At 71.9% G+C, this 12,298-nt stretch carries 6 protein-coding genes and 1 tRNA gene; 3 read left to right on the top strand and 4 right to left on the bottom strand.

Annotated features, from left to right (window positions below; genetic code table 11):
- Positions 1 to 423: 423 nt before the first annotated feature.
- Positions 424 to 497, bottom strand: a tRNA-Thr gene (locus HJC40_RS07755).
- Positions 498 to 633: 136 nt separating this feature from the next.
- Here HJC40_RS07755 and HJC40_RS07750 point away from each other — a divergent pair.
- Positions 634 to 1,719 carry an ABC transporter ATP-binding protein gene (locus HJC40_RS07750; protein WP_249999595.1) on the top strand — a complete coding sequence of 362 codons (1,086 nt, stop codon included), beginning with the start codon at positions 634 to 636 and terminating at the stop codon, positions 1,717 to 1,719.
- Positions 1,720 to 1,778: 59 nt separating this feature from the next.
- Here the strand turns inward: HJC40_RS07750 and HJC40_RS45165 are convergent, their stop codons facing one another.
- The gene (locus HJC40_RS45165; protein WP_308200864.1) at positions 1,779 to 4,547 is read right to left on the bottom strand and encodes an Hsp70 family protein; all 2,769 of its coding nucleotides are present in this window, start codon (positions 4,545 to 4,547) and stop codon (positions 1,779 to 1,781) included.
- Between the two features lie 385 nt (positions 4,548 to 4,932).
- On the opposite strand from HJC40_RS45165, the gene HJC40_RS07735 reads away from it, so the two are divergent.
- Complete coding sequence (locus HJC40_RS07735; protein WP_374271284.1) at positions 4,933 to 8,169, top strand: S8 family serine peptidase; 3,237 nt, start codon at positions 4,933 to 4,935, stop codon at positions 8,167 to 8,169.
- Positions 8,170 to 8,230: 61 nt separating this feature from the next.
- Here HJC40_RS07735 and HJC40_RS07730 read toward each other — a convergent pair whose 3' ends face one another.
- Positions 8,231 to 9,082 carry a hypothetical protein gene (locus tag HJC40_RS07730; protein WP_249999588.1) on the bottom strand — a complete coding sequence of 284 codons (852 nt, stop codon included), beginning with the start codon at positions 9,080 to 9,082 and terminating at the stop codon, positions 8,231 to 8,233.
- Positions 9,083 to 9,223: 141 nt separating this feature from the next.
- Here HJC40_RS07730 and HJC40_RS07725 point away from each other — a divergent pair, with 141 nt between their 5' ends.
- A complete protein-coding gene (locus HJC40_RS07725) occupies positions 9,224 to 11,014 on the top strand; it encodes a TrkA family potassium uptake protein (RefSeq protein ID WP_249999586.1) in 1,791 nt (596 codons plus the stop codon).
- A gap of 22 nt (positions 11,015 to 11,036) precedes the next feature.
- Here HJC40_RS07725 and HJC40_RS07720 read toward each other — a convergent pair whose 3' ends face one another.
- Positions 11,037 to 12,263 (bottom strand): DUF4032 domain-containing protein, encoded by a 1,227-nt coding sequence (locus tag HJC40_RS07720; RefSeq protein WP_249999584.1) that lies wholly within the window; start codon positions 12,261 to 12,263, stop codon positions 11,037 to 11,039.
- Positions 12,264 to 12,298: the final 35 nt, after the last annotated feature.

Here is a 12,298-nt window from a genome sequence, read left to right as displayed (position 1 = left end):
CCCGACCCGGAGGGCCTTCCACCGCTCCCACCCACGGGCGTGCCCACCGTGACGTGGGGTCTGGGGGCTCGGCCCCCAGGAGGAATGCGAGGAGGGGAGGTCTGCGGTGTGTGCGGACGTTCTTCGGTGCGTGCGGGCCGTTGTCCTGGCCCGAAGGGCCTTCCACCGCTCCCACCCACGGGCGTGCCCATCGTGACGTGGGGTCTGGGGGCTCGGCCCCCAGGAGGAATGCGAGGTGGCCAGGTCCGCGGTGTGTGCGGACGTTCTTCGGTGCGTGCGGGCCGTTGTCCTGGCCCGAAGGGCCTTCCACCGCTCCCACCCACGGGCGTGCCCACCGTGACGTGGGGTCTGGGGGCTCGGCCCCCAGGAGGAATGCGAGGAGGCCAGGTCCGCGGTGTGTGCGGACATACTTCGGCGCCTGCGAGCCCCCGGTCGGGGTCGAACCGACGACCTCCCGTTTACAAGACGGGTGCTCTGGCCAGCTGAGCTACAGGGGCGTGGGGGCCAGCATAACGGGTGGGGGCCTTGGGGGTGCCTTGGCATGACGCGTAAAAAGCTTTACGTTTACAGGGCTGTTCCTCCACTCGGATCGTCCGGCACGTTCCTGCCGGTGGGAAGGAAGTCTGTTTCAGCATGGCTACCGTTACTTATGACAAGGCCTCGCGCATCTATCCGGGCTCTGAGCGGCCCGCGGTCAACGAGCTGAACCTCGAGATCGGCGACGGCGAGTTCCTCGTTCTGGTCGGCCCTTCCGGTTGTGGCAAGTCCACCAGCCTGCGCATGCTCGCGGGTCTGGAGGATGTCGACCGGGGTCGCATTCTGATCGAGGGCAAGGACGTCACGAACCTGCCGCCGAAGTCGCGTGACATCGCGATGGTCTTCCAGAACTACGCTCTGTACCCGCACATGTCGGTGTACGAGAACATGGCGTTCGCCCTGAAGCTGCGGAAGACCTCGAAGGCTGAGATCGACCGCCGGGTCAAGGAGGCCGCTGCTCTTCTGCAGCTGGACGAGTACCTGTCCCGTAAGCCCAAGGCGCTTTCCGGTGGCCAGCGCCAGCGTGTCGCCATGGGTCGCGCGATCGTGCGTGAGCCGCAGGTCTTCCTCATGGACGAGCCGCTGTCGAACCTTGACGCGAAGCTCCGTGTGCAGACGCGTTCGCAGATCGCCACGCTGCAGGCCAAGCTGGGTGTCACGACCGTGTACGTGACCCACGACCAGGTCGAGGCCATGACCATGGGTCACCGGGTGGCCGTCATGCTCGACGGTGTGCTGCAGCAGGTGGACACCCCGCGGGCGCTGTACGACACCCCGGGCAACGTGTTCGTCGCCGGCTTCATGGGTTCGCCGGCCATGAACATCAAGACGGTTCCGCTGACCGAGTCGGGCGGCACGTTCGGCGCGATCAACATCCCGTTGACGCGTGAGCAGGTCGCGGCCGCGAAGAACAGCGGCGGCAAGGTCACCATCGGGTTCCGCCCGGAGGCGGCCGACCTGGTGTCGCAGTCCGAGGGTGCGCTGCCGATCGTCGTCGACCTGGTCGAGGACCTGGGTTCGGACGCGAACGTCTACGGCCACGCCGACATCGACGGCGCCTCGGAGCGGTTCACGGTCCGCACCGACCGCAAGACCATGCCGAGCATGGGCGAGACGGTGTTCATCCGGCCGCAGACCAACGCCATCCACGTCTTCAACGCGGAGACCGGCGCTCGCGTCTGAGCGTCCCCACGCGATAACTGACCGGGCGGTCTCCCTTCGGGGAGGCCGCCCGTTTCGTGTCATCCGGCGTACTGGACGACGATGAAGTCCTTCGGGGTGGCGCAGGCCAGGTGGGTCGTGTTCCACGAGCAGGTGTCGGTCTGGACGTCGGCCAGCGGGCCGAGCTGGACCGGGTCGTCGCCGAGGTGGCGGCCGGCCAGGGCGGGGTCGTCGGCGTAGCCGGCCAGCGGCTTGCTGAACTCGAGCACGTTCGCCGCGTCGAGCCGGGCGGCGGCGGCCTGCCGGGTCCATACTTCCGCGCCGGACGAGTCGATCAGCCGGGTGGTGGTCGAGTAGGTGACCAGCACGGCCTCGCCGACGGGGATGACGGCGTCGGCGTCGGGCGCGGCGGCTTCCCAGACCCGTTTGCCGTCGGCGACGTCGACGGCCACCACTTTGGCGTTGTCGTCGCCATAGCCGGTGCCTTCGACCATGCAGACCCGGGTGTCACCGCAGGGGGCGAGCCCGGTGAGCCGTGCGGTGGCCGAGCCGGCCGTGTAGGCGATCGTGTCGCCGTCGAGTTTGTCCAGGTCGTAGACGACGATGCGATGGATGTCCTCGGAGCCGCGCACGACGAGCCGGCCGTTGTGGGCGATCACTTCGTCGTCGGGGCGGGCGATGTTGGGTCGGGAGACGAGCACCTTGCCGGAGTTCGCGTCGATCACCCGGGCGCTGCGGTCGGCGCCGATCTGCACGAGGCGCGGATCGTCGTCCAGGTCGGGGGCGAGCGGGCGGCCGGTGGGGGTGGCCGGCCCGGACAGGTCGGCCGGCGTCGTCACGCCGATCAGTGCGGGCGCCGTGGTGCCGTCGGGGTCGGGCAGTGTCCAGCGTTGTTCGCCGGTGGCGGCGTCGAGGCCGACCAGCCTCTTGCCGGTCCGGTCGGTGACGACGGCCGAGCCGCCGGCGAACGTGGCGGTGTCGTTCTCGCCGAGGGTGCGCTGCCACAGCTTTTCGCCGCGGTCGGCCCCGAGCAGGACGAGCTGGCTGGTGTCGGTGTCGTAGTCGGCCTCGCTGAACAGGGCGACACCGTCGGGCAGGGCGACCATCGACTGCCAGCGCTTGGCGGTGCCGGCGTCGGGGTTGGTCCAGGCCGCTTTGCCGGAGCCGGTGTCGATGGCGACGACGCCGGCCCTTCCGGTGTCGTAGTCGGCGCTGCCGAGGTAGGCGCGGTCACCGCGGATCACGGCGTCCTTCCAGCCTGAGCCGAGCGGTACGGCCGGCGTGACGCGGACCGGGTCGCCGAGGGACTGATAGCCGAGGGCGGGGTGCCGCGGCCAGAACGTCCAGGTGAGCACCGCCCCGGCCGCCACGACGACGGCCGCGGTGGCGGCGCCGGCGACGATCCAGCGGCGACGGTGGTGGCGGGGCGCCGGCTCGGGTGCCGGCTGTGGTGTGTCGGAGGCGAGCCAGGGCTCGGCGCTGGGCGGTCCGAAGGGGGTGGGCCGGCCGGTGAACGACGGTGAGCCGGGCATGGCGTGCGCGCCGGCGGCGATCGCGGCGGCTTCGCCCGTGGCCCAGGGGTCGACCGGGTCGGCGTACTGCCGGTCGTCGCCCGGACCGGTGGGCGAGACAGCCGGGACCGGGGCAGAAGGCGGCGGGCCAGAAGGCGGCGGGGTTGGAGTCGGCGGAGCGGCCGCGGTGGGGGGCCCGGCCGGCTCGGTGGACGGCCCGGAAATCGGCGCGGCCGCGACAGGCATGGCCGAGGCGCCGGCGGGCGCGCTGAGCGTGGCCCCCTCGGCGACCGGGAGCTCGGGCTGTTCGAGGACGGTCGGCGCGATGCCCAGTTCGGCGTGCAGGAGCCGGGCCACCAGGGGGACCCGGGACGAGCCGCCGACCAGGAAGAGCCCGGCCAGTTCGGACGGCCGCAGCCCGGCCGCGGCGATCACCGCGCCGGCCTCGGCCACTCCGCGGCGGACGAGGGGATCGGCCGCCGCCTCGAGCTCGTCACGGGTCAGGTGCACGGCCTGCTCGACGCCGGGCACCGGCACCGGGGCGAACGAGCTGCGGGACAGCATCTCCTTGGCGCCGCGCACGTCGTCCCAGAACTGCCGCCGGGCCCGCCACTGGGCCAGCGTCACCGGCTCGGTCAGCGCCCGCCATGCCTCGGGCTCGGCCCCGGCCAGCGACTTGCCCAGGTGGTCGACGAGCGCGGCGTCGAGATCGAGCCCGCCGAGGTCGTCGGCGCCGCCCGAGGCGGTCACCGAGAACGCCGCGCCGGGACCGTCGTGGCGGACCACGGCCACGTCCAGAGTGCCGGCGCCGAAATCGAAGACAGCCAGCGAGGAGCCGGTCGGCAGGGGGCGGCGCAGCACCTCGGCGAAGTAGCGGGCGGCGGCCACCGGCTCGGGCAGCAGCGCCGTCTCGGCCGGCCAGCCGGCGCGGCTGAGCGCCTCGACCAGCACGGCCCGGCGGGGCGCGCCCCAGGAGGCCGGATGGGTGACTGTGGCCGGTGGCAGGAAGCCGGCGGTGGCCACGGCCTCGCGGGCGACCGCCGTCAGCAGGGCGGCCAGCAGGTCGGGCACCGGCACGCCGGTGCCGTCGCCGAGGAGCACGGAGTCGTCGTCGATGTGCCTTTTCGGGTGCGGCTCGAGGCGGCCGGGGTCGGCGTGGCCGAGGCGGAGCGCGTCGGCGCCGACGTGCAGGCGGCCGGACACGTCGAGGTGGACGGCGGAGGGCAACAGGGGGCGACCGTCGAACAGCAGCGGCCGCGTGCGCCCGTCGGGGCGTCGCAGCATGGCCACGGTGTGTGAGGTGCCCAGGTCGACGCCGAGTTCGAAGCCTTCGGTCACGCGCGTCATGCTACGACGCGGGTACGACGATGCCGGCCGTCCGCGCCACACCGGCCCACCGGGAACGGGAATCCGATCGGCTGACGACGATGCCCGATCGGGCAACCTCGCGGAGAGTGGCCGTGCGATAAGGACATTTGCTTTCGCAACCACCGATAGGGCGGCGTGCGCCGCGAAAACATTGTGACCTGCGGTAACTCGCCGGAAATGATGCGCCGAAACGAATGTCACGGGCTCGTCACAACGTCATCGACTGTAGTGACTTCCATCCCGATCGATCAGAGGATCCGGGGATGCGTTCAGTGAACCCCCGCTGAACGCCTTCCTTCCGGAGGACCCGTACGTGAGACAACAATCCACATGGGGCCGGCGAACGTTCACCTCGGTGCTGGCTGTCGGCGTGGCCGCCGGCGCCACGCTGAGCAGTGCGCTTCCGGCCGCGGCGGCACCCGGCCAGGGCGCGGCTCCCGCAGTTCTGCAAGCGGCCGACAGCCCCGCCACTCCCAAGGACTCGCCGGCCGACACCCTCGGCGGGCACGACGCCGAGTTGCTGGCCAAGGCCGAGGCCGCCCACAAGAAGTTCGTCACGGCCATCGTGGCCACCGACGCCGGCAAGTCGGCCGAGGTCGCGGCGAAGATCGAAGCGCTCGGCGGTGTCGTCACCCGGCGCTTCGACCAGATCGGTTACGTGCTCGCGTCCGTACCGATCGCGAAGGTGCTGGCCGCCGCCAACCTGGCCGGGGTGGCCGCGGTCGACCTCGAAGAGACGATCAAGGTGCCGGAGACCGGCAGCAACGACAGGCCCGGCAAGCCGGCGCAGCTGGCCGCCCCCGGCCCGTCGACGCCCGCCGCGAACCCGTACCTGCCGACCGACGAGACCGGCTCGGTGGACTTCAAGAAGAAGAACCCGAAGTACGACGGTCGCGGCGTCACGATCGGCATCATGGACTCCGGTGTGGACCTCGACCACCCGGCGCTCTCCAAGACCACCACCGGCGAGCGCAAGATCGTCGACTGGGTCACCGCGACCGATCCGCTGCTCGAGGGCGACGGCACCTGGCGCGCGATGCTGACCGAGGTGGCCGGTCCGTCCTTCACCTACGCGGGCGCGACCTGGAAGGCCCCGGCGGGCACGTGGCGGGTCAACCGCTTCGCCGAGTCGATCACCACGGCCTCGGAGCCCGAGGGGGACGTCAACCGCGACGGTGACACCACCGACACGTGGGGCATCCTCTACGACCCGGTCAGCCACGACATCCGGGTCGACACCAACCAGAACCTCGACTTCACCGACGACGCCGTGATGCGGCCGTACAAGGAGAAGTTCGATGTCGGCCACTTCGGAACCGACAACCCCACCACCGCGATCGCCGAGCGCATGCCGTTCGTCGTCGAGTACCGCGAGGACGTCGACCTGACGCCGGCCGAGCTCGAGGGCGTTGCCGACTTCGTCAACATCGGCATCCCCGAGGGCCTGCACGGCTCGCACGTGGCCGGCATCGCCGCGGGCAACGACCTCTTCGGCAACGCGGCGTTCGACGGCCAGGCGCCCGGCTCCACGATCGTCTCGTCGCGGGCCTGCTCGTGGGGCGGCGGCTGCACCAACGCCGCGCTGACCACCGGCATGGCCGACCTGGTCATCAACCGCGGCGTCGACGTGATCAACATGTCGATCGGTGGACTGCCGGCGCTCAACGACGGCGCCAACGCGCAGGCCAAGCTCTACAACGACCTGATCAACAAGTACGGCGTCCAGCTGTTCATCTCGGCCGGCAACAGCGGCCCGGGTGTGAACACGATCGGCGAGCCCTCGGGCGCGACCGCCGTGGTCAGCGTGGGCGCCAGCATCTCCGACGACACATGGAAGTCCAACTACGGCGCGGACACCCGCAAGCCGTTGCAGCTGATCCCGTTCTCGTCGCGCGGCCCGCGTGAGGACGGTGGCTTCAAGCCGAACATCGCCGCACCGGGTTCGGCCGTCTCGTTGTCGCCGCTGTGGGAAGAGGTCCCCGGCCTCACCACCGTGCCCTACACCCTGCCGCCGGGTTACTCGATGCAGAACGGCACCTCGATGGCCTCCCCGCAGGCTGCCGGTGGCGCGGCGCTGCTGCTGTCGGCGGCCAAGGCCAACGGCATCAAGGTGTCCCCGCTGGCGCTGCGACGCTCGATCTACTCGACCGCCGACTCGATCCCGGGCGAGCAGGTCAACGAGCAGGGCTACGGCCAGCTCGACGTGCCGGAGGCGTGGAAGCTGCTGGCCAAGAAGCCGGCCACGCGCACCTACACGTCGTCGGCGCCGGTCTGCACGCCGCTCGCGGATCAGCTGACCACGCCCGGCCGGGGCGAGGGCATCTACAACCGCTGCGCCGTGGCCGACGGTGGCCTCAAGCCGGGCCAGGTCAAGGTTCAGACGATCAAGCTCACCCGCACCTCGGGCCCGAGCTACCCGGTGCTGCACAGGCTCTCGTGGGTCGGCGACCGCTCCTCGTTCGCCGCTTCGCCGCTGGTCGTGCTGCCGCTGAACAAGACGGTCAGCGTGCCGGTCGTGGTGCGGGCGAAGAGCGGGGTGGCCAGCGCCATCCTCAAGGTCGACGACCCGGCCACCCCGGTGGTCGACTTCGAGGTGCTCAACACCGTCGTCACGGGCGTCGACACCCGCAAGCCGTCCTACGAGACGAGCTTCTCGGGCCAGGTCGACCGCAGCTCCACCACCTCGTACTACGTCACTGTTCCCGAGGGGGCCAAGGCGCTCCAGGTGGATCTGTCGGGCATCGCCGCCGGGTCGCAGACCCGCTTCATCGCGATCAACCCGTGGGGCGTCCCGGTGGACGACACCGCCAGCGCGAACTGCTACACGAACTACTCCGACGCGAACGTCTGCAAGCCGGAGGAGCGCGCGTACGAGAACCCGATCCCGGGCATCTGGGAGCTGGAGCTCGAGTCCCGGCGCACCACGCCGGTGCTGAGCAACCCGTTCAAGCTGACGGCCAAGGTGCAGGGCGTCCAGCTGACGCCGGAGTCGGTCACGCTGCCCAGCGTGGCGGTCAACCAGCCGACGCCGGTGAACTTCACCGTCAAGAACCTGTTCGGCCCGGTGACGGTGACCGCGCAGGGTGGCCCGCTCGGCAGCGTCAGCCGCCAGCGTCCGTCCATCGCGGAGGGTGACAGCCAGGAGTTCGAGATCGTCGTGCCGGCCGGCGCGACCCGGCTGGACGTGGTGATCGGCAACCCGGCCGACGCCTCGGCCGACCTCGACCTGTCGCTGTACCGCGGCGACACCCTGGTCGGCCAGGACGCCGACGGTGACTCGGAGGAGTCGATCTCGCTGGCCGACCCGGCGGCGGGCACGTACACCGCCGTGGTCGACGGCTACTCGGTGCCCGCGGGCACCACGGCGTACGACTACCTCGACGCCTACTACAGCCCGGTGCTCGGCTCGGTCGCCGTGCCGGGCAACCCGGTCGTGCTGGCCAACGGCGCGTCCACCACGGTCAACGCCACGGTCACCGCGCTGACGGTGCCCCCGGCCGGCCGTGAGCTGTCGGGCGAGGTCGCGATCGTGACCGATCAGGGCGCGGTCGTCGGCCGCGCGCCGATCACGATCACGGCGGTCACCCCGTAACGGTCGACCGCACCAGAAAAGGGCCCGTCCGGCGTCATGCCGGGCGGGCCCTCTCGTTCGGTCACCGGTACTGCTGATCGACTCCGGCCACCGGGCGGCCGTCGGACGAGAACGGGCGGAGCTCCGGCTCGTCGGTCTCGACCGGCTCCTCGAACAGGCGCGGGTCGTCGGGCGTGGCCGCGGGCTTGGGCTCGGCCCGCTTGTGCGGCTTGCCCGGCTTGGCGGGCTTGGCGGGCTTGGCCGGCTGCGCGGAGGTGGCGGTCGACGCGGCGGGCGCCGGCGCGGCGGGTGACGACGCGGCGGGCGTGGCGGGAGCGGGCGTGGCGGCGGTCGCCGGCGTGGTGGTCGCGGGAGCCGTGGCGGCCGGTGCCGTGGCCGTGCCCGGGACCGGCGCGGGGGAGCCGTCGGTGGCGGTCGGCAGGATCGCGACACCGCCGGCGGGCATGCCGGAGACGTCGGGCTGATCGGTCGGCGGGGGCGTCCGCGGCGCGTCGTTGGCCGGCGACAGCCCACCGAGCCCACCGAGCAGCGGCACTCCGCCGTCGAACATCTCGGTCTGACGCGTCGTCGGGCGCTTCGAGAAGTCGCGCACCGGCCCGTTCGGCATGAGTCCGGAGAGCAGCGGCAACCCACCCGAGCCGAAGACCGGCAGGCCCTGAATCGGCAGGCCCTGAATCGGCAGGCCCTGGAGGGGCAGGCCCTGGAGGGGCAGACCCTGCGCCGGTGGATCCTGCGCGGGAAGCGTCCGATCAGGACGACGGACCACGTCGGCGGAGGGAAGCCGGTCGGGCCGCTCATCGGCCTGCTGGGCCGCGGCGACGGCGCCGGGCAGCCGGTCGGCCTGCGCGGGGGACGCCGCGAACAGGATGATCCCACCGGTGAGGGCCGCTCCGGCGTACCACAACTTGCGCACTGTTCTCCTCCTGGAAGAGATCCGCACGGTAGGGGACCCGTACGGGAAGGCCAATTTGGAGAGACCCGAATTCGGACGAAAGCGTCGGAGGGGGCAACGAGCGGGCCCGCGGGCGGGTTCCGGCTGGCTACGATCGCGAACGTGGCAACCGACGCGGCGCATGGCGGGAAACGATCCCTGGTGGCCCGGCTGCGGGAGCGGACGGCCGACGCCCGCCCGCACTTCGTGGTGTGCGGATCCGACGCGCTGGTCTACACGCTGGCCGACGAGCTGGCCACCTCCGGCCGCATCCGGGTCACCGTGATCACGCCACCCGATCTGCGGCCGGCCGTGCCCGACCTGAACGGTCTGCGCGCCCGCGGCGTCAAGGTGATCACCGCGGCCCGGCTCGACGAGCGGACCTTCCGCGACGCCGGGCTGGCCGGGGCCGACGCGCTGGCGCTGGTGATGCCCGACGACATGGTCAATCTGCACGCGGCGTTGTGCGCCCGCGCGGTCGAGGGCGACCTGCGGCTGGTGATCCGCATGTTCACGACCGGCCTGGCGTACGGGGTCCGGCGTCTCTTCGCCGACTGCGCGGTGCTCTCCGACGCGGCGATGGCGGCGCCGGCGTTCGTCGCGGCCGCGCTCGGCGAGGTCGCGCCGACCCATTTCCGGTACGCGTCCCGCACCCTCAACGTGGCCCGGCGCGGCGATGTGCCGGGCGAGTCGGCGCTGCTCACCCTGGCCACCTCGAACGACAGCGGACGGATCACCGTGCTGCCGGCCGAGCCCGCGCCGCCGGAGCAACGGCCCACCGATCTGGTGCTCGCCGAGGCCACGGGCCGCCCGGCCGCCCAGGCGGTGACCGCGCGCCGGCTGGCCCGGGCCGGTCGCCGCCGCCGCCCCTGGCTGACGATCGGCCGGGCCGTCCGCGTCGGGCTGACCCGCAAGCTGGGCATCGCCGTGCTGGTCGCGCTCGCGCTGACCGCGGTTTCGGGCGCCCTGCTCACGCACTTCACCGGGGTGACCGGCTTCTGGAAGTCCGTCTACATCACGTTGCTGACCATGGTCGGCTCGTCCGATGTGGAGCCCGACAACTCGCCGCCGGCCCAGGCCGCTCAGCTGGTGCTGACCGTCGCCGGTGTCGCCCTGCTCCCGTTGATCACCGCGGCCGTGGTGGACGGCGTGGTCAAGACCCGGCTGGCCCTCGACCGCGGCGAGATCCTCAAGGTCCACACCGGTCACATCGTGCTGGTCGGACTGGGCGCGGTCGGCACGCGGGTGCTGCGCCAGCTGGTCGACCTCGGTCTCGACGTCGTGGCGATCGACCGCGATCCGGCCGCGCGGGGCGTCAAGGTGGCCCAGTCGCTGGGCGTGCCGGTGATCGAGGGCGACGCGTCCTTGGAGGAGACGCTGCGGGCCGCGTCGATCGACCACTGCCAGGCGCTGGTGGTGGTGTCGACCGACGACGCGGTCAACCTGCAGGCCGCCCTGCATGCCCGGGCCGCCCGCGAGGACATCCGGGTGGTGCTGCGGTTGTTCGACGACGACTTCGCCCAGCGGGTGCAGGCGGTCTTCGACATCAACATCTCGCGCAGCGTCTCGCGGCTGTGTGCCCCGGCCTTCGCCGCCGCCATGATCGAGCGCGAGATGCTCGCGACGATCCCGGTCGAGCGGCACGCGCTGCTGGTGGCGGCCGTGCCGGTGCAGCCGGGCTCGGCCCTGGACGGCGCCGCCCTGAGCGCGGCCGACCGTCCGGAGAGCACCCGGGTGATCGGCATGACCGCGGCCGGGTCGGAGTGGGTCGACTGGCTGCCCGACGGCCGGCGGGTGCTGGCGCCGGGCGACGAGCTCGTGGTGGTGGCCCGCCGGGCCGGTCTGCGCGTGCTGCGCGAGCAGGCGAACCCGCCGCCGTCGGATCAGCCCGGCCCCGACACCGACGGCCGGTGAGCCGGCCTCGGCCTCGCCGCCGTCAGATCAGCCCGGCCTCGGCGGCCAGCGAGCCGACCTCGACGCCCAGCACGGCCTGCTCGTCGGGCTTCTTGGCCAGCACGTCGGTGAGGTAGGACTGCACCGCGGTGGCCATGCCCACGTCGCGGCCGGCCTGCTCGGAGAGCAGCCACTTGTGCTGGATGACCTGGGTGAAGATCTCCTGCGGCTCGAGCTTGCGCCGCAGCGACGCGGGAACGGCCCGGACGACCGGCTCGAACACCTCGGTCAGCCACCGGTGCGCGGCCTGCTGCTCGTCGGCCAGCAGGCTCTCGGCCCGGTACGTGTCGAGGTCGTTGAGCAGCTGGCGGGCCTGGTTCTCCTCGGCGTCGAGGCCGGCCAGGCGCAGCAGCCGGCGCGTGTGGTAGCCGGCGTCGACCACCTTGGGCCGGATGCGGTAGCCCTGGTCCACCGTGGACATGTCGACCTCGGCCACGTCGAAGCCGAGCTCGTTGAGCCGCCGGATGCGCCGCTCGATGTCGTGCCGGGCGTCGCGCGGCACCTCCTGCTCGTAGGTGACCTCGTGCCACAGCCGCTCGTACCGGGCCACGATGTCGTCGACCACGATCTCGGGGTCGATCGACTCGTGGAGCAGCTCGGCCGCCTCCAGGTCGAGCAGCTCGCCGAAGATGTTGAGCCGCAGGATCTCGATGTCCTCGCTGCGCTGGCCCTCGGAGAGCTTCGGGTAGAGGTTGCCGGTCTCGGCGTCGACCAGGTACGCCGCGAACGCGCCCGCGTCCCGCCGGAACAGCGTGTTGGACAGGGAGCAGTCACCCCACGAGAAGCCGGTCAGGTGCATGCGCACCACCAGGGCGGCCAGCGCGTCGAGCAGACGGTTGAGCGTGTCGGGCCGCAGCACGTGCGAGAAGAGCGCGCGGTAGGGCAGCGAGAACTGCAGGTGCCGGGTGATGAGCACGGTTTCCAGCGGTTCGCCGGTCTTGTCCTCGCGGTCGTTGACCATCCCGACCGCCTCGACGGCCGGGAAGTCGATGCGCTCGAGCGCGCGCAGCAGGTCGTACTCCTTCTCGGCGATCCGCTCGCGGGTCTCCTTGAGCGCGTAGACCACGTCGTTGAGCTTCACGAACCGCACGATGTGGCGCGAGATGCCCTGGGGCAGGGCGACCAGGTGCTCGGCCGGCCACTCCTCGAGCGGGATGTCCCACGGCAGATCCAGCAAGGCTGGGTCGACGACAGCGGAAGTGATGCGCACGGACCCAGTGTGCACGTTCCGCTCGGCGCGTCGCC

It is taken from the genome of Actinoplanes sp. M2I2, from assembly GCF_023544445.1.
GTDB lineage: Bacteria > Actinomycetota > Actinomycetes > Mycobacteriales > Micromonosporaceae > Actinoplanes.
Note: the sequence above shows the minus strand (reverse complement) of the source record. Positions and strands in the feature narration are given on the sequence as shown.

Excerpts from the sequence above, each read along its gene's own strand:
- HJC40_RS07750 (WP_249999595.1), top strand. The coding sequence starts at position 634 with ATGGCTACCGTTACTTATGACAAGGCCTCGCGCATCTATCCGGGCTCT.